Source organism: Flavobacterium sp. C3NV (assembly GCF_046825355.2).
GTDB lineage: Bacteria > Bacteroidota > Bacteroidia > Flavobacteriales > Flavobacteriaceae > Flavobacterium.
This window is the reverse complement of record NZ_JBKQBJ020000023.1, coordinates 26,230-50,454: the sequence shown is the minus strand read 5'-3', so window position 1 is coordinate 50,454 and position 24,225 is coordinate 26,230. Positions and strand designations below refer to the sequence as shown.

General features: G+C 34.3%; 20 protein-coding genes and 1 pseudogene. 10 read left to right on the top strand and 11 right to left on the bottom strand.

Translation table 11 applies throughout. The features are described 5' to 3' along the window. The first annotated feature begins 92 nt into the window (after positions 1-92). The 7 genes from ccoS (at position 93) to ACIDC4_RS23465 (ending at position 6,287) form a co-directional block, all read left to right on the top strand. Positions 93-284, top strand: coding sequence for a cbb3-type cytochrome oxidase assembly protein CcoS (gene ccoS / locus ACIDC4_RS23495; RefSeq protein ID WP_173972738.1), 192 nt, complete (start codon positions 93-95; stop codon positions 282-284). 2 nt (positions 285-286) lie between these two features. Next, positions 287-2,473, top strand: coding sequence for a cytochrome-c oxidase, cbb3-type subunit I (gene ccoN, locus ACIDC4_RS23490; protein WP_412045416.1), 2,187 nt, complete (start codon positions 287-289; stop codon positions 2,471-2,473). A 7-nt stretch (positions 2,474-2,480) separates the two neighbouring features. Continuing rightward, positions 2,481-2,675, top strand: coding sequence for a cytochrome C oxidase subunit IV (locus ACIDC4_RS23485; protein ID WP_065447907.1), 195 nt, complete (start codon positions 2,481-2,483; stop codon positions 2,673-2,675). A 1-nt stretch (position 2,676) separates the two neighbouring features. Beyond that, on the top strand, positions 2,677-3,615 hold the full coding sequence (locus tag ACIDC4_RS23480; RefSeq protein WP_412045415.1) for a cbb3-type cytochrome c oxidase N-terminal domain-containing protein: 939 nt from the start codon (positions 2,677-2,679) through the stop codon (positions 3,613-3,615). Between the two features lie 11 nt (positions 3,616-3,626). Then, entirely contained in the window at positions 3,627-5,045 is a 1,419-nt protein-coding gene (ccoG, locus tag ACIDC4_RS23475) for a cytochrome c oxidase accessory protein CcoG (protein WP_412045414.1), read from the top strand. A 12-nt stretch (positions 5,046-5,057) separates the two neighbouring features. After that, complete coding sequence (locus tag ACIDC4_RS23470) at positions 5,058-5,507, top strand: FixH family protein (RefSeq protein ID WP_412045413.1); 450 nt, start codon at positions 5,058-5,060, stop codon at positions 5,505-5,507. Between the two features lie 78 nt (positions 5,508-5,585). After that, positions 5,586-6,287, top strand: coding sequence for a sulfite exporter TauE/SafE family protein (locus tag ACIDC4_RS23465; protein WP_412045412.1), 702 nt, complete (start codon positions 5,586-5,588; stop codon positions 6,285-6,287). Here the strand turns inward: ACIDC4_RS23465 and hemN are convergent. The 9 genes from hemN to prfB form a co-directional block, all read right to left on the bottom strand. Then, the gene (hemN, locus tag ACIDC4_RS23460; protein WP_412045411.1) at positions 6,284-7,648 is read right to left on the bottom strand and encodes an oxygen-independent coproporphyrinogen III oxidase; all 1,365 of its coding nucleotides are present in this window, start codon (positions 7,646-7,648) and stop codon (positions 6,284-6,286) included. The genes ACIDC4_RS23465 and hemN overlap by 4 nt on opposite strands. A 118-nt stretch (positions 7,649-7,766) precedes the next feature. After that, positions 7,767-8,243 (bottom strand): hypothetical protein, encoded by a 477-nt coding sequence (locus tag ACIDC4_RS23455; protein WP_412045410.1) that lies wholly within the window; start codon positions 8,241-8,243, stop codon positions 7,767-7,769. Positions 8,244-8,355: 112 nt separating this feature from the next. Then, entirely contained in the window at positions 8,356-8,703 is a 348-nt protein-coding gene (locus ACIDC4_RS23450; RefSeq protein ID WP_412045409.1) for a hypothetical protein, read from the bottom strand. Positions 8,704-8,820: 117 nt separating this feature from the next. Next, complete coding sequence (locus ACIDC4_RS23445) at positions 8,821-9,243, bottom strand: DoxX family protein (protein WP_194615519.1); 423 nt, start codon at positions 9,241-9,243, stop codon at positions 8,821-8,823. A gap of 122 nt (positions 9,244-9,365) precedes the next feature. Continuing rightward, entirely contained in the window at positions 9,366-10,994 is a 1,629-nt protein-coding gene (locus ACIDC4_RS23440) for an acyl-CoA carboxylase subunit beta (protein ID WP_412045408.1), read from the bottom strand. Positions 10,995-11,214: 220 nt separating this feature from the next. Continuing rightward, the gene (gene lpxD / locus ACIDC4_RS23435) at positions 11,215-12,213 is read right to left on the bottom strand and encodes a UDP-3-O-(3-hydroxymyristoyl)glucosamine N-acyltransferase (RefSeq protein ID WP_412045407.1); all 999 of its coding nucleotides are present in this window, start codon (positions 12,211-12,213) and stop codon (positions 11,215-11,217) included. 620 nt (positions 12,214-12,833) lie between these two features. After that, positions 12,834-13,280: a peptide-methionine (R)-S-oxide reductase MsrB gene (msrB, locus tag ACIDC4_RS23430; RefSeq protein ID WP_230037052.1), complete on the bottom strand. Its 447-nt coding sequence runs from the start codon at positions 13,278-13,280 to the stop codon at positions 12,834-12,836. 98 nt (positions 13,281-13,378) lie between these two features. Beyond that, positions 13,379-14,233 carry a hypothetical protein gene (locus tag ACIDC4_RS23425; protein WP_412045406.1) on the bottom strand — a complete coding sequence of 285 codons (855 nt, stop codon included), beginning with the start codon at positions 14,231-14,233 and terminating at the stop codon, positions 13,379-13,381. Next, positions 14,234-15,332, bottom strand: a protein-coding gene (gene prfB, locus ACIDC4_RS23420) for a peptide chain release factor 2 (protein ID WP_412045405.1) whose coding sequence is annotated in 2 segments (ribosomal slippage) — positions 14,234-15,268 and positions 15,270-15,332 — 1,098 coding nt in all. Because the reading frame shifts where the segments join, the coding sequence is not laid out codon by codon here. A 726-nt stretch (positions 15,333-16,058) separates the two neighbouring features. Here prfB and ACIDC4_RS23415 point away from each other — a divergent pair. Continuing rightward, positions 16,059-17,078: a threonine aldolase family protein gene (locus tag ACIDC4_RS23415; RefSeq protein ID WP_412045404.1), complete on the top strand. Its 1,020-nt coding sequence runs from the start codon at positions 16,059-16,061 to the stop codon at positions 17,076-17,078. A gap of 72 nt (positions 17,079-17,150) precedes the next feature. Here the strand turns inward: ACIDC4_RS23415 and adhE are convergent, their stop codons facing one another. Further along, complete coding sequence (gene adhE / locus ACIDC4_RS23410) at positions 17,151-19,850, bottom strand: bifunctional acetaldehyde-CoA/alcohol dehydrogenase (protein WP_412045403.1); 2,700 nt, start codon at positions 19,848-19,850, stop codon at positions 17,151-17,153. Positions 19,851-20,401: 551 nt separating this feature from the next. Continuing rightward, positions 20,402-20,728, bottom strand: a pseudogene (locus ACIDC4_RS23405) (YbaB/EbfC family nucleoid-associated protein); the annotation flags it as partial. 138 nt (positions 20,729-20,866) lie between these two features. Between ACIDC4_RS23405 and ACIDC4_RS23400 the strand changes: the two are divergent. After that, the gene (locus ACIDC4_RS23400) at positions 20,867-22,927 is read left to right on the top strand and encodes a S9 family peptidase (RefSeq protein ID WP_412045402.1); all 2,061 of its coding nucleotides are present in this window, start codon (positions 20,867-20,869) and stop codon (positions 22,925-22,927) included. 70 nt (positions 22,928-22,997) lie between these two features. Beyond that, a complete protein-coding gene (gene capA, locus ACIDC4_RS23395) occupies positions 22,998-24,038 on the top strand; it encodes a cysteate synthase (protein WP_065447924.1) in 1,041 nt (346 codons plus the stop codon). The last annotated feature ends 187 nt before the right edge of the window (positions 24,039-24,225 follow it).

The following is a 24,225-nucleotide window of genomic DNA, read 5'->3' as shown; positions in this document are numbered from 1 at the left end:
TTTTTATAAATTTAACATTAATCTGCAACTATGATAATTATCATATTTTAACAACAACTAACCTAGTAATTTTGTTAACATATATTTAAGGTATGAGTGTCATTTATCTATTAATTTCAGTAAGTATTTTCGTCGCAATTTGTTTCTTTATTGCCTTTATTGTTGCTGTAAAATCAGGACAATATGATGACGATTACACCCCTTCTGTCAGAATGCTTTTTGACGACGAAACGAAAATTACTCCCCACAATAAAAAATCAACAACAGAAGAAAAACAAGTATAATTATGGAAATGGAACAGTTTTATTACGACAACAAAATTGTAAAAAAATTCATTTACGCCACTATCCTCTTTGGGGTAGTAGGTATGTTAGTAGGGCTGACCTTAGCGGTTATGTACCTTTTTCCCAACATGACAGATGGTATTTCGTGGCTTAGCTACGGTCGTTTAAGACCTTTACATACCAATGCTGTTATTTTTGCCTTTGTTGGGAATGCATTTTTTGCGGGTATGTATTATTCGCTTCAGCGATTGCTAAAAGCCAGGATGTTTAGTGATTTTTTAAGCAATGTGCATTTTTGGGGCTGGCAGCTTATTATTGTTGCTGCAGCAATTACATTGCCTTTAGGATATACTTCATCAAAAGAATACGCTGAGTTAGAATGGCCTATTGATATTGCCATCGCCCTTATTTGGGTAGTTATGGGTATTAATATGATAGGAACAATGTTGCGTCGTAGAGAGCGTCACTTATATGTTGCTATTTGGTTTTACCTTGCCACATTTGTTACGGTTGCCGTTTTACATATTTTTAATAATATCGAAATTCCGGTATCAGCATTAAAAAGTTATTCTGTTTACGCAGGTGTTCAGGATGCGCTGGTGCAATGGTGGTACGGACATAATGCGGTTGCATTTTTCCTGACAACTCCATTTTTAGGTCTAATGTATTACTTCATTCCTAAAGTTGCAAACCGTCCGGTTTACTCTTATAGATTATCTATTATTCACTTTTGGTCTTTGATTTTTATTTATATCTGGGCAGGTCCACACCATTTATTATATTCAGCTTTACCAAACTGGGCTCAAAATTTAGGAGTTGCATTTTCTGTAATGCTTATTGCTCCGTCTTGGGGAGGTATGATCAACGGGCTTTTAACATTAAGAGGTGCCTGGGATAAAGTGCGTGAAGAACCAGTTTTAAAATTCTTTGTGGTAGCCATTACTGGTTACGGAATGGCGACTTTTGAAGGTCCGATGCTTTCTCTAAAAAATGTGAATGCTATCGCGCATTATACTGACTGGATCGTTGCTCACGTACACGTTGGTGCATTAGCCTGGAACGGATTTATGTCTTTTGGTATTATTTACTGGTTGATTCCAAGAATGACAAAAAGCGCATTGTTTTCAAAAAAATTAGCAAATTTCCATTTCTGGATCGGTACGTTAGGAATCATTTTATATACTTTACCAATGTACGTGGCAGGTTTTCAACAAGCCTCAATGTGGAAACAGTTTAATCCTGATGGTACATTAACTTATGGTAATTTCCTTGAAACAGTTACGGCAATCATGCCATTATACTGGATGAGAGCAATAGGAGGTACTTTGTATCTTGTAGGAATGCTGACATTAGTTTACAATATTATCATGACCGTAAGAGCGGGTAATACTATTGAAGATGAATTAGCACAGGCTCCTGCTTTACAAAGAATAAGCACCGGAAGATTAAAAGGTGAAAAATTCCATACCTGGTTAGAAAGAAGACCAATTCAGTTAACCATTTTAGCTACAATTGCTATTTTAATTGGTGGGATCATTCAAATTGTACCAACAATTATGGTGAAGTCGAATATTCCAACAATATCAAGTGTTAAGCCTTATACGCCACTGGAATTAGAAGGTCGTGATTTATATATAAGAGAAGGTTGTGTAGGTTGTCACTCGCAATCCGTACGTCCTTTTAGAAGTGAGGTAGAGCGTTATGGCCCACAATCAAAAGCAGGTGAGTTTGTTTATGATCATCCATTCTTATGGGGATCAAAACGTACAGGTCCGGATTTATTGAGAGTAGGAGGAAAGTACAATGACAACTGGCATTTTAATCACTTCTGGAATCCACAAAGTATTTCTGCCGGTTCTATCATGCCAGGGTACAAATGGTTATTTGACAATGAACCAATGGATGTTTCATTGACCCAAAAGAAAATGCAAGCCATGATTACGCTTGGGGTTCCTTATACAGAAGCTGATGTTGCCAATGCTCAAAAAACATTAAGAACTCAGGCTATTGCCATCGAGAAAAGCTTAGAAAACGATCCTGACTTTGTAAAAAGTTATGAAGAAAGCAAGAAAAAAGCAGCTGCAAAAGGTGAAAAATTCGTTCCGATGAATGAAAGAGAAATTGTTGCTTTGATTGCGTATATACAGAGACTTGGAACTGACATTAAAGTAAAAGAGACTTCTAAATAACAGAATTATGTTTGAACAAATAAAACACAATATGGAGACTATTTCGGGTATAGCAATTTACCCGATACTTTCTCTCTTGATATTCTTTTTCTTTTTTGTTGGATTAGGCTTATGGGTATTCTCATATAAAAAAGAAAAAATACAGGAAATGAGTGAAATACCTTTAGATGAAGGGTGTAGTATAATTTCAAAAGATATTTAAAATGAAAAAGTTTTTCCCAGTATATTTAAGAGTACCGATTATTTTCTTCATCGTATTTGCTCTAATGGAATACTTTATAGATTCAGGTGACAGACCGGCTTTTATTAAGTACCCAATGGTTGCTCTCTTTTTGATTGTTTTTCTATTTATTCTGATTGCGATCGAAATTACATTAAGTGCAGTGAACCGCATTATGTACCAATTGATGTCGCCGGAAGAAAAGGCAAAACTGGAATATGAAAATAGCCTGAGTTTAACAGAAAGCACCTGGTATAAAGATTTAATGCAGAAGCTTACTAAAACCCAACCTATAGAAAAAGAAGGTGACTTGTTGATGGATCATGACTATGATGGCATCAAAGAGTTAGATAACAATTTACCACCATGGTGGGTATATTTATTCTATATCTGCATCGTTTTTGGAGTAATTTATTTTGCCCGTTATGAGGTTTTTGGTGGAGATGATCAGGAGATGGAGCTTAAAAAAGAAATGGCTCAGGCAAAAATTGATGTCGATGAATACCTGAAAACTGCACCGGATTTAATGGATGAAAAAACGGTTGTTTTACTAACAGATCCTGAAAATCTGGCAGCAGGGAAAGAAATATTTACAACCAATTGTGCTGCATGTCACCGTGCTGATGCCGGAGGGCAAATTGGGCCAAACCTTACCGATAATCATTGGATTTTGGGAGGAGGAATTAAAAATCTTTTCCATACTATAACTAATGGAGGTCGTGACGGTAAGGGTATGATTGCCTGGAAAGGAACTTTAAAACCAAAAGAAATTCAAAAAGTTGCGAGTTACATCCTGTCCTTACAAGGAAGTAACCCAAAAGATCCAAAAGAAGCAGAAGGCGAAATTTGGGTTGATGAAACTACCCCAACAAAAGATACCACAGCAAGTACACCAAAGGATAGTACTGAAGTTAAAAAATAATTACAACAATCATGTCAAATTTGCCAGACGAAGCTTTTAGAGATACCATCGGAACTATTGATGAAGGGGGTAATCGAAAATTTATTTTCCCTAAAAAACCGTCTGGTAAATTGTATGAATATAGAAAAATAGTTAGCTACATATTGTTAGCCATCTTAATTGCAAATCCGTTTATAAAAGTAAACGGAAACCAATTCATGATGTTTAATGTTATGGAGCGACGTTTTAATATTTTTGGATTTCCGTTTTGGCCGCAGGATTTTTATCTCTTTGTAATTTCAATGCTTGTAGGTATTGTTTTTATAATTTTATTTACCGTGGTTTTTGGAAGGATTTTTTGTGGATGGATTTGTCCGCAAACTATCTTTTTAGAAATGGTTTTTCGCCGAATTGAATATTGGATTGATGGTGATCGTGGCGCTCAGTCCCGATTAGCAAGGCAGGAATGGAATGCCGAAAAAATTAGAAAGCGATTAATTAAATGGACTATCTTTTTTCTGATTTCGTTTGGTATCGCAAATATCTTTCTGGCCTACTTAGTAGGTAGCGACCAGCTTTTTTTAATGGTCGAACAAGGACCAATTGAGCAGGCAAGTAATTTTATTGCATTGCTTATTTTTACCGGAGTTTTCTATTTTGTTTTTGTTTGGTTTCGTGAACAGGTTTGTATTATTGCCTGCCCGTATGGAAGATTGCAAGGTGTACTTTTAGATGATAAATCTATTAATGTAGCTTACGATTTTGTTAGGGGAGAAAAAGAAGCCGGTCGCGCGAAATTCAATAAAAAAGAAGAGAGAGCAACTACAGGAAAAGGAGATTGTATTGATTGCCACCAATGTGTACATGTCTGCCCAATGGGAATCGACATTCGAAACGGAACTCAGTTAGAATGTACTAATTGTACTGCCTGCATTGATGAATGCGATACAATAATGGAAAGTGTAGGTTTACCAAAAGGCCTTATTCGATACGCATCTGAAGATGAAATTGTAAAAAAAGCACCTTTTAAATTTACCGCACGAATGAAAGGCTACTCAGCTGTTTTGTTCATTTTATTAAGTGTTTTTGTTGGAATGTTGTTTTTACGAACCGATGTTCAGGCTGTTGTTTTGCGTTTGCCAGGTCAGTTGTTTCAGCATAAAGGCGATATGATTAGCAATGTTTATACCTATAAAATCGTTAATAAAACGATGAAAGATTATCAGGATATTCATTTTGAATTAATTGATCAAAAAGGGAATATTAACAACGTTGGGAAACAGCATTTTAAAGTTTTAAAAGAAGGAATCTCACAAGGAACATTATTCATAGAAATTGATAAGGTTCTTTTGGAAAGCGATAAAACCAAAGTTAAAATTGGAGTTTATAACGGTACAGAATTACTCGAAACTACCACAACTAATTTTTTAGGACCACGAAGTTTTAATTAAAAATATACTATCATGAAAATAAATTGGGGAACCGGAATTGTCATAGCATTTGCATTGTTTATGAGCTTTATTTTATATTTTGTTTTCGAAGTTCAGTCGAATAGTAAATATGACAATGATTTAGTTGTAGAAGAATATTACAAACACGATTCGCATTTTCAGGATGAAATGGCCCGAATTCAAAATGCTCATGATTTGCAGCAAAGACCTTCTATTACATATACAGAGAATGGTGTGAAAATTGCTTTTCCTGCCACTTTTGAAAATGATAAAATAAAAGGAAATGTTTCGTTATACCGACCTTCAAATAAAAAATTTGATTTTGATACTCAAATAGCTTTAACCAATTCGTCTTTGCTTATTCCGCAAAAGAAATTGATTAAAGGGCGTTGGGATGTTAATATGGAATGGGAATATAAAGGGACAAAATACTTGTCGAAAGAAGTGATTTATGTAAATTGATAATTGCATTAAATTAAAAATGTTTTTAAAATTATTTTACTTCCATTAATCTGTGGTAAATAGAAAAAGCAATAATAAATGCTATACTCGGCTTTCATATTAGGTTTAATAAGTAGTTTGCATTGCATAGGAATGTGTGGTCCAATTGCTATGATGTTGCCTGTGGATCATCAAAATGAAGCAAAAAAAGTTACGCAGATTATCACATATCATTTAGGACGACTGACTGCGTATGCATCAGTCGGACTTATTTTCGGATTATTAGGGAGAGGTTTTTTCCTGGCCGGACTACAGCAAAAGATGTCTATTTTTATAGGTTTGGCGATGATTCTTGTAGTTTTGGTTCCGGAGAAGGTTTTTTCAAAGTACAATTTTTCAAAACCGGTTTATAAAATTATTTCCAGAGTAAAATCAAGTCTGGGAAATCAATTTAAAAAGAAAACGTATAAATCCCTTTTTACAATAGGATTATTAAATGGTTTTTTACCTTGCGGAATGGTGTATGTAGCCTTATTTGGTGCGATCGCCATGCAAAGTGCAGGGTTTGGAGTTTTGTACATGATTTTGTTTGGGCTGGGAACAATTCCTTTAATGACAGTGGTTGTTTATGTCCATTCATTAATAAAATTGCCTTTCAGAAATAAAATCCAAAAGGCAATTCCGTATGTAGCTGTAGTAATTGGTGTTTTATTTATCCTTAGAGGACTGGGATTAGGAATTCCTTATATATCTCCTTCCAATATGAGTTTGTTTGTACAAGGAACTCCTAATTGCCATTAAACAGTCATCGAAAACAAGTTTGTTTCCGGTGATTTTCTTTTTAGATGTAAATCGAATGCCATACATATATTTCGAACAAAAGGTCTTCCGGCTTCGGTAATGGTTATTTTGCCTTCCTCGATTATAATCAACTGATCTTTTTCTATTTCTTTTAAATCTTCTAATACGTTAGGAATTTCTTTAAAGTATAAGGATTCACTATTCCAGGAAGTTTCAAATTCGCAGGTCAGGTTTAATATGTGTTTTCTAATGATTAAGTCTTCATCACTTAAGATATGACCTTTTACAACTGGCAATTTATCTTCTTCTAATAATTGATAGTATTCTTCGATGCTTTTTGTGTTTTGAGCAAAACTGTACCAGCTGTCGCTAATAGATGAAACTCCCAAACCAATCATAAGCTGCGTTTTTGAGGCGCTGTAACCCATGAAATTTCGATGCAATTCATTATTGGCTGTTGCTTTGTATAAACTATCAGAAACCAGCGCAAAATGATCCATACCAATTTCGTGGTAACCATTTTGAGAAAGCATTTGTTTCCCTGTTTCGTATAATTTTCGTTTTTCAGCATCTTTAGGAAGATTCTCTTCATTAAATCCGCGTTGACCGTTACCTTTTATCCATGGTACGTGAGCGTAGCTGTAAAATGCCAAACGATCCGGTTTTAAAGAATTTGTTTTTTCGACAGTGTCAATTACGTTCTCAATCGTTTGAAATGGTAATCCAAAAATAATATCGTGACCTATCGATTTATAACCAATTTCTTTTGCCCAAAAAGTTACTTTTGCGACATTATGAAAAGGCTGGATTCTGTGAATTGCTTTTTGAACTTTTTCGGCATAATCCTGCACGCCAAAACTTACTCGGCGAAAACCTAAATCGTATAATTTTTTAAGTTGTTCGTATGTAGTATTGTTAGGGTGACCTTCAAAACTGAATTCGTAGTTTTCAGCTTTATCGGCTTTGGAGAGAATACCATTTATGAGAAATTCTAAATTACTTGTTGAGAAAAAGGTTGGCGTTCCTCCGCCTAAATGAATTTCTTTGATGAGTGGTTTTTGAGGTAATAAATTACAATACAAATCCCATTCTTTTAAAACAGCTTGTATGTAAGTTTCCTCTACCGAATGATTTTTTGTAATGCGTTTATTGCATCCACAAAAGGTACACATACTTTCGCAAAATGGTAAATGAATGTATAAACTAATTCCGTTTTGAGTATTACTTTCTGAAAAAGATTTCTGAAAAGACGCTATCCATTCCTGAGTAGTAAAATCACTTTCATTCCAGTATGGAACTGTTGGATAACTAGTGTATCTGGGACCTGGGACATTGTATTTTTGGGTCAGTGAGATTTTCATAAAGTCGGATTTTGTATAATTCAAAATTAGAATTTATGAACGAAGCAGAAAATGACAAATATCATGTATTTGGCAAAAAAAAGAGACTCACTAGGAGCCTCTTTTCTGAATTAAATAACTAACGTGAAATAGAATCTTGGATGGTTTTAAGCCATTTTTTTGCAAACTGATGATCTTGATAGGCGCTTATCTGTTTGATGCGGTCATCATCAAAATCATAGAATGGTATTGTAATTTTTTTAGGAGTTTCTTTATCCTGAAATTCAAAGTCAATTTTTACAATTGTATCTGATGGTCCTTCAGTAGTTAAAACCAGTTTACAGGATGAAACAGTTTTTAGATCTACATAAATAGATTCTTGCTGATTAGGATTGAAATTCATCAAAATAAATCGTCTGTTTTTCTGATCTATTGTAAGTGTTTTGTTGCTTTGAGATTCAGTTAAATCAAAATCTTCCGGATGAGTTGGACTGAATTTCTTTTTTATGTTTAAAATTTTTGATTTGCTTGCAGCACTCGTTCGTGCTGAAAAATATACAGGAATGGCTACTATGATCGCGATCACAATACCAATTATGGTTACACTTGTTTCCATTGATTTAAAAAATTGGGTAAAATTATTATGAAATATGAATCAGCTTTCAGGATAGAAAGCGGCTCACTTTTGTCAGGAAAAAGATTTTCCTTAATTAAATTTCATAAAATGCCTACCAGAAAAAATGGAAGGGGTAGAGCATTAGAAGGACTTTCTTGCTCTGAGTTGCAAATTGATTTGCAAAGTTTGATGTTGATTGAACCGCTTTATGCTGAGGAATCACCATCAATACAGCATCAAACCATTTTGTTAAGATAGATGGATTCGATTTTATGTTTGCTGCAAATTGATAACTTGCCTGCGGTTGTATAAAGGCTAATGAATCGGCGTAGTCAATTGAGAAATTAGTATCCGTTTTTTGACTTTCATTTATTTCAATAGAAGATTCGTTTGCCTGAACAGCAAAAAAAGCAATTATCAAAAGTGATATAAAAATAACGGTTTTACGAATCCAATTCATGGTGGCGAATTTAACTCATAAAATACAATTAAAGAAATTTTAAAGAATTAATTAACTTTAAAAGTAGTGTTATTATTTATCCTCAGTAGATAATTGTGCTATTGAGGATAAATGAAGTTATTGTTGCATTTTGAAATAATAATCAGCAGAGTGTTTTCCGCTTCCGTAAAACAGGAAGAAAACACAAACTAAAAGTACTACTATAGCCAAAATTAAACTTTCGGAGTGCATATGTCCCATAAAATTGATGAGAATTGCACCAAATAATATTGGCAATTGGGCTGCAATTGCCCAACGGGTTAGTAATCCGAAAAAGATCATAATACCACCAATCATATGCGCTGGTGCAATGTAATGTAAAAGAAACATTCCGCCGCCAAACTGATCAATTGGAGAAATTAAATCATGTAAATACTGAATGTTGGTTACAAATGAAATTCCTTTCATAAATAAAAATACACCCAAAACAATACGTACTAAATCAACCGGTAAATAAGTGTGCGCATTTGCCCACTTATTTAAACTTTTTACATTTTCCATGATACTACGTGATTAAAAATTACATATAAAGTTACTACTTTTTAATGAGATACTTAGTTTTAAGTGTCTGAAAGTGAGATTTTTGTATTTTTTTAACGTGTTTTGAAAAATGCAGGAATTTTTTAAACCTGAATAACGCCTAAATTAAATTGTTTTTGAATAGGAGCATGGTTTGCAGCTTCAATTCCCATAGAAATCCAGGTACGGGTATCTAAAGGATCGATGATGGCATCTGTCCATAATCTTGACGCAGCATAATAGGGAGAAGTTTGTTCGTCGTATCTCGCTTTAATTTTATTAAATAATTCAGCTTCTTTGGCTTCGTCAACGATTTCTCCTTTTGCTTTAAGCGAAGAAGCTTCGATTTGGGCTAAAACTTTTGCAGCCTGAGTTCCTCCCATAACAGCAAGTTCTGCACTTGGCCATGCAAAAATTAATCTCGGATCATAGGCTTTTCCGCACATGGCATAATTTCCTGCTCCGTAAGAATTACCAACTATTACGGTAAACTTTGGTACAACCGAATTACTAACGGCATTTACCATTTTTGCACCATCTTTTATAATACCGCCATGTTCAGATTTTGATCCCACCATAAAACCGGTAACATCCTGAACAAATACCAACGGAATTTTTTTCTGATTACAATTGGCAATAAATCGTGTAGCTTTATCAGCACTATCAGAGTAAATAACTCCGCCAAACTGCATTTCTCCTTTTTTGGTTTTAACTACTTTTCGTTGATTGGCAACAATTCCTACCGCCCATCCATCGATTCTGGCATAACCTGTAATAATGGTTTGACCATAACCATCTTTATAAGCTTCAAACTCTGAATTATCAACCAAACGATTGATGATTTCCATCATATCGTATTGTTCGTTTCGGGCTTTTGGTAAAATTCCGTAAATGTCTTTTGGTTCTAAAGCAGGTTTTTCAGATTTGATTCGGTTGTAGCCCGCTTTATCATAATCGCCTATTTTATCTACAATATTTTTTATTTTATCTAATGCGTCTTTATCGTCTTTAGCCTTATAATCAGTCACGCCCGAAATCTCGCAATGTGTTGTGGCGCCGCCTAAAGTTTCGTTATCGATCGTTTCTCCAATGGCAGCTTTTACCAAATAACTTCCGGCCAGGAAAATACTTCCGGTTTTATCTACAATCAAAGCTTCGTCGCTCATAATAGGCAAGTAAGCTCCACCGGCAACGCAACTCCCCATAACGGCAGCAATTTGGGTAATACCCATACTGCTCATTTGTGCATTGTTTCTAAAGATTCGGCCAAAATGCTCTTTGTCAGGAAAAATTTCATCCTGAAGAGGCAAATAAACCCCTGCGCTGTCGACCAGGTAAATAATAGGTAATCTGTTTTCCATGGCAATTTCCTGCGCACGAAGATTTTTCTTTCCGGTAATTGGGAACCAGGCTCCAGCTTTTACGGTAGCATCATTGGCTACAACGATACATTGTTTACCTCTTATGTAGCCTATTTTGATGACAACACCTCCTGAAGGGCATCCACCATGTTCAGCATACATTCCGTCTCCAACAAAACCTCCAATTTCAATACTTTTTGAGCCTTCGTCAAGCAAATAAGCGATACGCTCACGTGCTGTCATTTTTCCTTCGGCATGTAATTTTTCTATACGTTTTTCGCCTCCGCCCAGTTTTACTTTGGCGAATCTTTGTTTTAAGTCAGAAAGTAATAGTTTATTGTGATCTTCGTTTTTATTGAAGTTTAAATCCATGGTATATTGTGGTTTTTACAAAATAGTGTTGGCTAATTTACAAAATCAATTGAAACCCACATAATAAATATAATCTTGAGTTAAAATAAAAGTAAGTTTCCTAAGACGTAAAAATCACAGCAGATCATACATTTCTAAAATCAATTTTAAGTAACTTTTGGTTGTAAAACAAAAAAAACAGAAGCAAGCTTCTGTTTTTTATATGATGTGTGTTTGTATTTTATTTTTTTGAATCGCCAACCATTCTTTTCAAAATAGCCCATTGTTTTAATGCATCACGAGCTTCGACAGCAGGATATCCTAACATTGTTTTTCCTGCAGGAATATCACCAACGACTCCTGAACCAGCTCCAACAATAGCACCATCTCCTATAGTAGTATGATCTTTTATAGAAGCGCTTCCGCCAATAATAACACCATTTCCTAATGTTACAGAACCGGCTAAACCGCTATTTCCGGCCATAATACAAAATTTACCTAATTTACTATTATGTCCAATTTGAACTAAATTATCGATTTTACATCCGTCGCCAAGAACTGTAGAACTAAATTTTCCACGATCAACGCAAGTATTTGCTCCAATTTCAACTCCGTTACCAATAATTACATTTCCAATTTGTGGAATTTTTACTAAACCTTTTTCACTACAAGGACGAAATCCAAAACCATCAGCTCCGATTGTTGCATTTGGGTGAATGATACAATCATTACCAATATGACAACGTTCACGAACTACAGCCCCTGACCAAATGATTGTATTTTTACCAATAGTACATTCGTCTAAAATGGTAACGTTTGGATAAATAGTAACATTTGCACCAATTTCAACTTTTGGACCAATATAGCAACCAGCACCAATTCTTGCACCTTCGCCAATAATAGCTGTTTCATCAACATTAGCTGATTTATGGATATTATTACGGAATATTGGAGTAGGCGGAGCAAAAAGTGCTAAAATTTGAGACATAGCCAAATCAGCATTTTTTACCTTTATAAAAGCACGATTATTTCCTGGTTCAATTGAAATGTCTTCATTAACAACTGCAATTGAAGCTTTTGAAGCTTCCCAGAATTTTTCATATTTTTTATTTCCTATAAAAGAAATTTCAGAAGTGGTGGCTTTTTCTAATTGTTCTGTTGCTGTAATGCTTTGCGAAGTTGTGCCGTAAATTACGCCATTAATAACTTCATTAATTTCTTGAATTGAATAGGATTTCATCGAATGAATTTAATTGTTTTAGGGGTTATTTCGCACCAAATAAAATCAATTAGATTTAAATTACCTAATCTTATTTTGAAGTTTTTTATATAGTATTTTAAATAATAGTTTAAATATTACAATTTTAACAGTAATTCTATTAATTTTTTGATTGTTTTTGAATTGTCAGGCTATGATATAAACTTTATTACTGATATTTTGTAGGTTTTAAAGTGTTAGTTTTTAAAATTAAAACTAAGTGTTTTAGGTAATTATTATAAAGTTATCTTGTTTTAAATCAATTGGTTTTTAGCTTTAAATTGGCTTTGTGAGCGATTGCAAAAGCATCGTGATATTTTGTAGGTTTCGTTGGCTTTGAATTTGGAATGAGCTTTTTGTTGATTTTTATTATTTATTTAAAGAAAATAAGAAAAAATGGAAGGTTGCTTTTTATTTTTTTTGAATGTTTTTGAGTTTAATTTTTAAAAACAGCAAAATTGGTAAGTTAAATCTTAATTTAATAAAAAGTATATTTTCTTATGAAGTTAAATTGAAAGTTTTTTTAAAATTTTATTCTCGTTTTAAAATGAAATTATAAAAAAAAAGCGATTCACTTTTAAGGAATCGCTTTTTTGGAATTTTTATTCTTTTATTTTAGAAAGAGAAATAGCATTAATGCAATAACGCAAACCACTTGGTTCAGGACCATCAGGAAAAACGTGCCCCAAATGTGCATCGCAGGTATTGCAAACCACCTCAACACGAATCATTCCGTATGATTTGTCTGCATGATAAGCAATAGCATTTTCTTTTAGCGGTTGTGTAAAAGAAGGCCAGCCTGTTCCTGATTCGAATTTCTCGGTTGCATCAAAAAGTAAAGTGCCACAACATTTACATTCATAAATTCCCGGATCGAATAAACTGCAAAGTTCAGAACTAAAAGATCTTTCGGTGCCTTTTAATCGTGCCACCTGAAATTCTTCCGGCGTTAAAAGCTGTTTCCATTCTTCCGGTGTTTTCTCCACTCTTTTATCCGGAGTTGGATTTCCTTTATTCGTAAAACGAATTATATCTGCCCATTTTATCATTGTCGTAATTTTAAATTAAAAAGATTGAATAAAGTTACTATTCTTAAGATACTTAAAATGTAATAAGAATATTTACTGTTACTTATAAAAGTAAATAATTAATTATCAAATGGATAATTTTCATATCGTTTATATTCTCCGGTTTCGCAATTTATTTTAACTACATAATGTTTAAGGTTTCTGGGAACTAAGTCATCAGGAAGTGTTCCTGATTCTGTTTCTTCGCCAAATATGTAGTAACTATTTTTTGGGCCAACCTCGATTCCGTCAGTTGTGGTTGATCTAAAAACCTGATCTTTTCTTTTTTCTTTCAGGATACGATCTGCGTCTTTTATTTTTATTTTGCTTTTTTTGGCAAAACTATAATACTCGATACTATCTGATACACTAATTTTACGAATATGTTTTGATACTTCGGGATTAATCCAACCGTTTTCCCTGAAAAGTACCGGTCGCAAAAAAACTTCATTGTTAATTGTAGGATTATCAGAAAATCTACAGTCATTACTTCCAACATAGCCCGTCATTCCGTAATGTAAGTAAGCATAATGATGATAGCCCGAAATATAATAATGCAATTTGTTTTGTGTGGTGACTACAATGGTATCAGTTTTTAAAAATGTTTTATAAGGAATATTGATAGATTTATATTCATCATAACTGGTTCTTTTCTTGAACCCATTTTTAATCAATGTGTCCTGAATAAATTTTCCTTGTCTTAGTATCTGAAACTTAAGAATATTAATTTCATTCTTTTTGAATTTTGCGAACTGAATCTCAGGTCGTTCAGTAATAAGTTTGACTGTATCGCATTCTTTTGAGAACTCGACTGCATCAATCTCGGCTTGTTTTTTTCGGTGATCTGATGACCACAAGAACCAACCAATCATTATTGCTACCAGAGTAATAAAAACACCTATTATTACTAAACAACCTTTGATATATTTATTCATTTATTCTTCCTCTTTTTGCCCCATCATCATTAAAAATGCTTTTAGGAAAGGATCAATATTTCCGTTCATAACGCCATCGACATCACTGGTTTCATAGCCTGTACGAACATCTTTTACTAACTTATAAGGCTGCATTACGTAATTACGTATTTGCGAACCCCATTCGATTTTCATTTTTCCGGCTTCGATATCAGCGCGTTGTGCTTGCTGTTTCTTCAATTCGATTTCATACAATTGCGAACGTAACATTTGCATGGCACGTTGTCTGTTGTCTTGCTGAGATCGGGTTTCAGAACATTGAATCTGGATTCCGGTTGGTTTGTGTACCAATTGTACTTTGGTTTCAACCTTATTCACATTTTGTCCTCCGGCACCACTGGATCGGGAAGTTGTAATTTCGATATCGGCAGGATTAATGTCAATTTCGATACTGTCATCAACAAGCGGATAAACATATACAGATGCAAATGAAGTATGACGTTTGGCATTACTATCAAAGGGAGAGATTCGAACCAAACGATGTACGCCGTTTTCTCCTTTTAAATATCCAAAAGAATAATCGCCCTCAAACTCCAGCGTAACGGTTTTAATTCCCGCAACTTCGCCGGCCTGAAAGTTTAGTTCTTTTATTTTAAAACCATAACTTTCTCCCCACATCATATACATACGCATTAGCATTCCTGCCCAATCACAACTTTCGGTTCCGCCCGCACCAGCAGTAATTTGTACTACGGCACTCAAACTGTCTCCTTCGTCTGAAAGCATGTTTTTGAACTCGATGTTTTCGATATGAGCTTGCGTTGTATTGTAATGCTCGTCTAATTCTTCTGCAGAAAGTTCCCCCTCTTTATAAAAATCATAGGCAAGTTGCAATTCATCTGTAAGTTCGATGGCTTTGTTGTAATCTTCGATCCATTTTTTCTTGTTTCGAAGGTTTTTTACAATGACTTCGGCTTCTTTTGCATTGTTCCAAAAGTCTGGTGCGAAGGTTTTTTCTTCTTCGTTGGCAATTTCAATTAGTTTGGCATCAACGTCAAAGATACCTCCTCAACGCACCAAGGCGCTCCACAATACTTTTTATTTGTTCGGTAGTTGTCATAAATTAATAGTAGTTTTTATTGTTTCTTGAATTTTACGTGATTATTGAAGCTTATAGAAAGAACTCGTAGTAAACACGTAATTTTTATTGTACAAAAATAAGATATAGTTTTTAGATTATAACATTAATTTTAACATATAAAATAGTCTCTAAAAAGCTACCGTTTGGACATAAATACAAAAATAAACACGAATTTCACTAATTGCCACTAATTAGTTTGTGAAATTAATTTCACAAACTAAGCTGACCATTTAAATTTGTGCAAATTTGTGAAATTTGTGTTTAAAATTGAACTTATAATATTGTGTCCAGACAGTAGCTCTAAAAAGTCTTTGTGAAGTAGATAAGTTGCCGGAAGATAATTTTGCTTTCAGGAATTAATTACTAAAGAAAAAAATTAGCATTTATTTTTTGTTTGCTTTGCGCTAAAGTAATAATAATGGGCTTTTTTAAGTTTAATTTTAAGAATGAATTTATTGTATGATTATCAGTTATTTATGTGTTTAGCCTTTATTGCATATAAGCAGTAATTTTTATATCTAACAAATTGGTTTTTAAAATTATAAGCTAATTTTAGAATATTAATGTTAGTTTTATATGATTTTTGTAAATATTACGTTAATTTGGTTTAATTGTATTTACAAGTTAAATTTTAGCAAAACTTGCCAAGAATAACTATCAGTAATACGTAATTTTGCTGTACAAAAAAGATATACTTTTTAGAATATGGAGATAAATTTAATTAGCGATACTATTACCAAACCTACCAACGAAATGTTGCAGTATATGTTTAACGCTCATGTTGGCGATGATGTATACAGACAAGATCCTACAGTTATTGAGTTGGAAACCAGAGTCGCTGAGTTTTTTGGTATGGAGGCCGGACTATTTTTTCCGTCAGGAACTATGGCCAACCAAACCGCTATAAAATTACATACACAGCCCGGAGAGCAATTAATTGCTGATAAATATGCCCACGTTTATAATTATGAAGGTGGCGGAGTTTCGTTTAATAGTGGCGTTTCTTGTTGCTTATTGGATGGAAATCGAGGTATGATTACGGCAAGTCAGGTTGCAGCAGCGATTAATGATCCGGAATTTTATCATAGTCCGTTGACGAGTTTGGTTTGTGTAGAAAATACAACCAACAAAGGTGGCGGAGCTTGTTATGAACTAGATGATTTAAGAGAAATAAAAAAGGTTTGCGATGCCAATAATTTGAAATTCCATCTTGATGGAGCGAGAATTTGGAATGCATTGGTGGCCAAAAGACAAAATCCCAAAGATTTTGGTGCTATTTTCGATACTATTTCAGTTTGTTTATCAAAAGGATTAGGCGCTCCAATTGGTTCAATTTTGTTAGGAAGCAAAGCTGATATTCACAGAGCGTTGAGAATCAGGAAGATATTAGGCGGAGGAATGCGTCAGGTTGGTTATTTGGCTGCAGCCGGACTATATGCTTTGGCTAATAATATTGAAAGATTGGCAGAAGATCACAGACGTGCAAAAGAAATCGCCGCAATTTTAAGCACAAAGCCGTGGGTGTCACATATTGAACCTGTAGAAACTAATATTTTGATCTTTTCATTGGCAGAAGGTTACAGTGATCAGCTTCTGATTGAAAAATTAAAACAAAAAAATATTTTAATAAGCTCAATGGGGAGCAATAAACTAAGACTTGTAACTCATTTAGATTATAAAGAAGTGATGCATACGTATGTGATTGAAACGCTTCAGAAGTTTTAATTTTCGTATTTTTATAAAAACATAAAAACCGCCCAAAAGGCGGTTTTTTTAGTGTTTATCTAAATCTATGATTTAGATTTTTTCTCCGTAATATGCTTTACGCATAATTTCTTCCATATCTTTTACCAATGGTAAACGAGGGTTTGCCGGAGTACATTGATCTTCAAAAGCATTCATGGCAAGTGTGTTTAGTTTTGCAAGCCATTCTTTTTCATCCAGACCTTGTTCTTTAAAGCTCATTTTTATACCTACTTTTTTACCCAATTCATAACAAGCCTGAGCATAAACCTGAGGTCCGTCTTTTGGTCCTTTTGCCGGAAGGCCTAACATTTGGCAAATTTCAAAATATTTTTGATCTGCTTTATAAGTAGAATATTTTGGCCATACCGAAAGTTTTCCGGGAACTTCTCCGTTGTATTTAATCACATAAGGCAATAAAATAGCATTTGTACGACCGTGTGGTGTATGGAACATTCCGCCAATTTTATGCGCCATAGAGTGGGAAATTCCTAACATTGCATTGGCAAATGCCATACCTGCAATTGTCGAAGCATTGTGCATTTTATCGCGTGCTTCGTCGTCATTTTTACCGTCAAGATAGGTTCTTTCCAGATATTGAAATACCATTTTGATAGCCTGAAGAGCAAGTCCGTCTGTGTAATCATTTGCCACAATCGAAACATAGGCTTCTGTTGCGTGCGTAAGTACATCCATTCCTGTATCTGCAGTAACTGACGGAGGAACGGTTTTCGTTAACTCAGAGTCGATAATCGCAACAGTTGGTGTAAAAGCATAATCTGCCAAAGGATATTTTTTATTGACAGAATGATCTGAAATTACCGCAAAAGGAGTTACTTCAGAGCCTGTTCCTGAAGTTGTTGGTATACAAATCATTTTTGCTTTTTTTCCTAAGGTTGGAATCTTCACGGCACGTTTACGAATGTCCAGGAATTTTTGTTTGACATCATCAAACGAAACCTGAGGTTGTTCGTATAGCAGCCACATAACTTTTGCAGCATCCATAACAGATCCTCCGCCCAGCGCAATAATAGTATCCGGCTGAAACTCACACATGGTTTCTGCACCTGCTCTGGCCGTTTCGATGCTTGGATCTGGCTCTACATTAGAAAAAATTCTAACATCGACTTTGTTGGCACGACGGTTTAAAACGTCTATGATTTTTTGAACAAAACCAAGTTTTAGCATAATCAAATCAGTTACAATCATTACTTTGTCAAGAGATTGCATTGATTTTAAATATTGAATCGAGTTAGGCTCGAAATAGATTTTTGAAGGGACTTTGAACCATTGCATATTATTATTTCTTCTACCAATTCGCTTGATATTTATTAAATTTATTGCACCAACATTTCCTGAAACAGAGTTTTTTCCATAAGATCCGCAGCCAAGGGTAAGAGACGGAATAAATGAATTGTAAACGTCTCCGATGCCTCCAAAAGTCGAAGGCGAGTTCCAGATTACACGAATCGCTTTTACGGCAACTCCAAAATCTTTAGCTATTTTTTCGTCTTTTGTATGAATGGCTGCTGAGTGACCTAATCCGTCAAATTCTACCATTTGTTCAGATAGTTTAATACCTTCTTCTGTTGAATTTGATTTTAGAATCGCCAAAACAGGAGAAAGTTTTTCTCTGGTCAAAGGTTCATTTACGCCAACTTCTGTTACTTCAGCAGCAATAATTACCACATTTTCAGGAACAGAGAAACCAGCTTGCTCTGCGATCCATTGCGGAGATTTTCCAACAACACTTGAGTTTAGTTTTGCACCACCGCAGTTTATACCTTTTGCAGTAACGCCAAACATTAATTCTTCAAGTTTTGCTTTTTCTTTTTCATTAGCAAAATAAACATGATGGTGTTTAAAAGCAGCTTTTGTTTCTTCATAAATTTCTTTATCGATAATAGCAGCTTGTTCAGAGGCGCAGATCATTCCCCAGTCAAATGATTTTGAAAGTACGATATCGTAAACGGCTTGTTTTATATTGGCGGTTTTCTCAATATACGCAGGAACGTTTCCGGCACCAACGCCCAAAGCTGGTTTACCACAAGAATAAGCGGCGCGAACCATTGCATTTCCTCCGGTTGCCAGAATGGTGGCAATTGTAGGATGGTTCATTAAAGAATTGGTAGCTTCTACAGATGGATATTCGATCCATTGAATACAATTTTGCGGAGCTCCGGCAGCAATCGCGGCATCGCGAACTACAATTGCAGCAGCTTTAGAGCATTGTTGAGCCGACGGATGGAAACCAAATATAATTGGATTACGGGTTTTAAGAGCAATTAATGCTTTGAAAACAGTAGTAGAAGTAGGGTTGGTTGTTGGTGTAACACCACAAATTACGCCTACGGGTTCTGCAATTTCTACAATTCCTGATAATTGATCTTCGCCTATAATACCTACGGTTTTTAAGTTTTTTAAGCTATTGGTTACATTTTCGGCAGCAAACATATTTTTGGTTGCTTTGTCTTCAAAAATACCGCGGCCTGTTTCTTCAACAGCATGCAAAGCAAGTTCGCCGTGTTTGTCTACAGCAGCAACAGAGGCTTTGGCTACAATATAATCAACTTGCTCCTGATTAAGTTCCAGGAATTGTTCCAGAGCAATGGCTCCTTTTTTGGCAAGTTCTTCGACATGAGCAATAGCATCAACTTTTGGAGTTTCCTTTACGGGATCTTTTACTAATCCAGCACTTTGTTTTTCTGCTGTTTTGTTTTCGGTTCCATTTGGACTTAAAGTTTTCTCATTCATAGTAATTTGTGTTATAGTTAATATTCACTTTTAATGCAGTTTTATAGATTGTGATCACTAATTATTTTTACGACGAAAGTTTTTTTGAGTCTGATGTAGGATTAACTCTAAAAATCTATTTATAACTAATTTCTCATTCTATCTTTTTTACTCATTTTTTAATGTTTTTTGGATTGCTTAATACTTACAAATTTTTGCTTCTAAAGAAAAAAAAGGATAAGATTTTGCTTTTTATCTGTATCAAATATCAAGACATATCAATAGAATAAAGATGATATTTGTCAGTAGAAAAAAAAATCTACGCAAACGTTTTCTGTTGAAAATCATTATTTTACACTTGAAAAGTGAGGTAAAAAAGAAGGGTGGAAGAGGTGTTTTGTACTTTCGAAAAACAAAAAAAGGAGGCGCTAAATAAAATGTAAAGGCTTGACTATTTCGATTGCAACAAAGAAATTTTCAAAGAAAAAAAGGAAAGAAAAAGGCATAAAAAAAATCCGATTCATTTCGTTAAAAATGAATCGGATTTTAATTAAAAGAAATAAAAAAATCTCTTATTTGAATAAATTATCCATTCCTGGAATCATTGGCATATCCATTTTTGCAACAGCATCAAGTTCTTGTTCGTTAACGCTTGTAGCTCTTTCTATTGCTTTGTTTAGCGTTACAACTAAGTAGTCCTCTAATTGTTCTTTATCTTCAAGCAAAGAATCATCAATAGAGATCGATTTTACTTTTCTATTTGCAGTTAATGTTACCTTTAGTAATCCGTCAGCGCTTTGTTCATCAATCAAAACAGTATCCAAACGCTTCTTCGTATCTTCAATTTTTTGTTGGGTTTCTTTAAGTTTACCCATCATTCCCATTAAATCCATTTTTGTTGATTTTTTAAATTGTTTCGTACAAAATTAGTATATTGCTTTATGATATCAATAGAATATTTTATGAAAAAATTAATTTGGTTCTGTTGTCTTTGTAGTATTTTTGCTCCTTCGTATTTAAAAACTAATGCTTAATCAATGCAAAACGATATAATGGCTCCACAAGCCAAAGAAATTCCTAAATCATTAAAAAAACATAAAGAGACAAGAATTGACAATTATTTTTGGTTAAATGACCGCGAAAATTCTGAAGTTATCGATTATCTGAATCAGGAAAATTCATATTACCAGAGTATGACATCGCATACAAAAGATCTTCAGGAGAGTTTGTATGAAGAGATGAAAGGCAGAATCAAAGAAGATGATTCATCTGTTCCTTATTTTTATAATGGTTACTATTACATCACTCGTTTCGAAACAGGCCAGGATTACCCCATATTTTCAAGAAAAAAAGGAAGCCTTTCGGCAGATGAGGAAATCTTATTCAATTGCAATGAATTGGCAAAAGATCATGCTTACTTTAAACTAGGAGGTTTAAGCGTAAGCCCGAATAATAAATTTGCCAGTTTTGGAGTAGATATTGTGGGAAGAAGAATTTACACTATTCAGGTCAAAAACTTAGAAACAGGAGAGATTTTAGCAGATAAAATCGAAAATGCAACCGGAGGATCAGTTTGGGCAAATGACAACAATACGATTTTCTATACCAAACAAGATGAAGTTACTTTAAGAGCTGATAAGGTTTTTAGACATAAATTAAATACAGATTCAAAAGAAGATGTTTTGGTTTTTAATGAAACCGATGATACTTTTAATGTGTCTGTAAGCAAAGAAAAATCAAGAAAATATATTGTAATTGGTTCAGGAAGCACTTTGACGACAGAATACAGAATTTTGAATTCTGATACTCCAGATGGAGAATTTGTGGTGTTTCAGCCTCGTGTACGTGGTTTAGAATACAGTATTTCGCATTTTGAGGACTCTTTTTATATTCTAACGAATAAAGACAAGGCGACCAACTTTAAGTTGATGAAAACGCCTGAAAATAAGACAGGAAAGAAAAACTGGGTAGATCTTATTCCGCATCGTGAAGATGTTTTATTAGAAGATATCGAAATTTTCAAAAATTATTTAGTTGTTGAAGAACGCTCAAACGGATTAAACCATATTCGCATTATGCCGTGGAATGGTGATGCCGATTATTACCTTCCTTTTGGCAGCGAAACATACAATGCTTACACAACTACCAATATCGATTTTGATACAGATGTTTTACGTTATAGCTATCAATCGCTGGCTACGCCTTCATCTGTAATTGATTTTAATATGAAAACTAAAACCAAGGAAATCCTTAAGGAACAACAGGTTTTAGGCGGAAAATTTGATAAAGAAAATTATATCGAAGAGCGTATTTGGGCAACTGCCAGAGATGGTGTAAAAGTGCCTATTTCGATGATTTATCGCAAAGGATTACAGAAAAACGGTAAAAATCCGTTGTTACTTTATGCGTACGGATCTTACGGAATTACAATGGATACTTATTTCTCATCGACACGACTTTCGTTGTTAGATCGTGGTTTTGTTTACGCCATAGCACATATTAGAGGTGGAGAAGATTTAGGAAGACAATGGTACGAAGACGGAAAACTGTTAAAAAAGAAAAATACCTTTACAGATTTCATTGATTGCTCTAAATTTGTAGTTAACGAAAAATTTACATCTCCTGAACATTTATATGCTGAAGGAGGATCTGCAGGAGGACTTTTGATGGGCGTAATTATAAATGAAGCTCCGGAATTATATAACGGGGTCATTGCTCAGGTGCCTTTTGTTGACGTTATTACAACAATGTTAGACGACAGTATTCCGTTAACAACTGGAGAATACGACGAATGGGGAAACCCAAATAATAAAAAATATTACGATTATATGTTATCTTACTCACCGTATGATAATGTAAAAGCGCAAAACTATCCTAACATGTACGTTTCTACCGGATTACATGATTCGCAGGTACAATATTGGGAGCCAGCTAAATGGGTAGCGAAGTTGAGAAATCTAAAAACAAATAATAATCTTTTATTTTTAGATACCAACATGGATGCCGGACATGGCGGAGCTTCAGGACGTTTTGAGGCTTTAAGAGACTTAGCAAAGGAATTTAGTTTTTTATTAGATTTAGAAAAAATTAAAAGCTAATTAGAAATTTTTTGTTAAATTTGCAACCTATCAAGGGTATTTAAAAATACCTTCGATTAACTATTTTTTTATGAAAGAAGAAATAAACGCTTATAATAATGTTTTAGAGTTAATAGGTAATACCCCACTTATTAAACTAAATAAAATTACCGAAGAGTTAGAAGGTAATTTCTACGCAAAGGTAGAAGCTTTTAATCCAGGACATTCCTCAAAAGATAGAATAGCGTTATATATTATTGAAGAAGCTGAGAAAAAAGGAATCCTAACGCCAGGTGATACGATCATTGAGACGACATCAGGTAATACGGGCTTTAGTCTGGCAATGGTGAGTATTATAAAAGGGTATAATTGTATTTTAGCAGTAAGCTCAAAATCATCGAAAGATAAAATTGACATGTTGAGAAGTTTAGGAGCAAAGGTTTATGTTTGTCCCGCACACGTTTCAGCAGATGATGAGAGATCTTACTACAACGTAGCCAAACGTTTACACGAAGAAACAAAAGGCTCAGTATACATCAATCAGTATTTTAATCAATTGAATATTGATGCCCACTATAACACTACAGGTCCCGAAATTTGGGAACAGACAAAAGGACAAATTACACATCTTGTAGCTTGTAGCGGAACCGGAGGAACGATTTCCGGAACTGCAAAATTCCTAAAAGAGCAAAATCCAAATATTAGAATTCTAGGTGTAGATGCTTTCGGGTCGGTTTTAAAGAAGTACCACGAAACAAGAGAATTCGATAACAAAGAAATTTATCCGTATCGTATAGAAGGTTTAGGTAAAAACCTGATTCCATCTGCTACAGATTTCGACATCATCGACAAGTTCATTAAAGTAACTGATGAGGAAAGTGCTCACTCTGCCAGAGAGATCACCAGAAAAGAAGGATTATTTGTTGGATATACTTCAGGAGCAGTAATGCAGGCTATTAAACAATACGCAGAGGAAGGTGAATTTACGAAAGACAGTAATATTATTGCTATCTTCCCTGATCACGGTTCTCGCTATATGAGCAAAGTATTTAGCGATGACTGGATGAACGAGCAAGGATTCTTTGACAGTGTTAATGAAGAGGAAGTTCAAAAAATTGAATTTGTAAAGTAGTTCAACTGCTTTTTTAAAATATAAAGCTCCATTCGTAAAACCGAATGGAGCTTTTTTTTTGCATTTTTTTAAAGTATTGATCATTAGCGGCTAATACTTTTAAAATGGGCTTTATTGAAGTGTTAATGTTTTGGTTTTATTTGCGAATACCGTATTTATACGTAAGAAATTATAATTTTGTTTGAGT

Bases quoted from the DNA above. Each gene is read 5' to 3' on its own strand.
- ccoS (WP_173972738.1), top strand. From the start codon at position 93: ATGAGTGTCATTTATCTATTAATTTCAGTAAGTATTTTCGTCGCAATT.
- ccoN (WP_412045416.1), top strand. From the start codon at position 287: ATGGAAATGGAACAGTTTTATTACGACAACAAAATTGTAAAAAAATTC.
- ACIDC4_RS23485 (WP_065447907.1), top strand. From the start codon at position 2,481: ATGTTTGAACAAATAAAACACAATATGGAGACTATTTCGGGTATAGCA.
- ACIDC4_RS23480 (WP_412045415.1), top strand. From the start codon at position 2,677: ATGAAAAAGTTTTTCCCAGTATATTTAAGAGTACCGATTATTTTCTTC.
- ccoG (WP_412045414.1), top strand. From the start codon at position 3,627: ATGTCAAATTTGCCAGACGAAGCTTTTAGAGATACCATCGGAACTATT.
- ACIDC4_RS23470 (WP_412045413.1), top strand. From the start codon at position 5,058: ATGAAAATAAATTGGGGAACCGGAATTGTCATAGCATTTGCATTGTTT.
- ACIDC4_RS23465 (WP_412045412.1), top strand. From the start codon at position 5,586: ATGCTATACTCGGCTTTCATATTAGGTTTAATAAGTAGTTTGCATTGC.
- hemN (WP_412045411.1), bottom strand. From the start codon at position 7,648: ATGAAAATCTCACTGACCCAAAAATACAATGTCCCAGGTCCCAGATAC.
- ACIDC4_RS23455 (WP_412045410.1), bottom strand. From the start codon at position 8,243: ATGGAAACAAGTGTAACCATAATTGGTATTGTGATCGCGATCATAGTA.
- ACIDC4_RS23450 (WP_412045409.1), bottom strand. From the start codon at position 8,703: ATGAATTGGATTCGTAAAACCGTTATTTTTATATCACTTTTGATAATT.
- ACIDC4_RS23445 (WP_194615519.1), bottom strand. From the start codon at position 9,243: ATGGAAAATGTAAAAAGTTTAAATAAGTGGGCAAATGCGCACACTTAT.
- ACIDC4_RS23440 (WP_412045408.1), bottom strand. From the start codon at position 10,994: ATGGATTTAAACTTCAATAAAAACGAAGATCACAATAAACTATTACTT.
- lpxD (WP_412045407.1), bottom strand. From the start codon at position 12,213: ATGAAATCCTATTCAATTCAAGAAATTAATGAAGTTATTAATGGCGTA.
- msrB (WP_230037052.1), bottom strand. From the start codon at position 13,280: ATGATAAAATGGGCAGATATAATTCGTTTTACGAATAAAGGAAATCCA.
- ACIDC4_RS23425 (WP_412045406.1), bottom strand. From the start codon at position 14,233: ATGAATAAATATATCAAAGGTTGTTTAGTAATAATAGGTGTTTTTATT.
- ACIDC4_RS23415 (WP_412045404.1), top strand. From the start codon at position 16,059: ATGGAGATAAATTTAATTAGCGATACTATTACCAAACCTACCAACGAA.
- adhE (WP_412045403.1), bottom strand. From the start codon at position 19,850: ATGAATGAGAAAACTTTAAGTCCAAATGGAACCGAAAACAAAACAGCA.
- ACIDC4_RS23400 (WP_412045402.1), top strand. From the start codon at position 20,867: ATGCAAAACGATATAATGGCTCCACAAGCCAAAGAAATTCCTAAATCA.
- capA (WP_065447924.1), top strand. From the start codon at position 22,998: ATGAAAGAAGAAATAAACGCTTATAATAATGTTTTAGAGTTAATAGGT.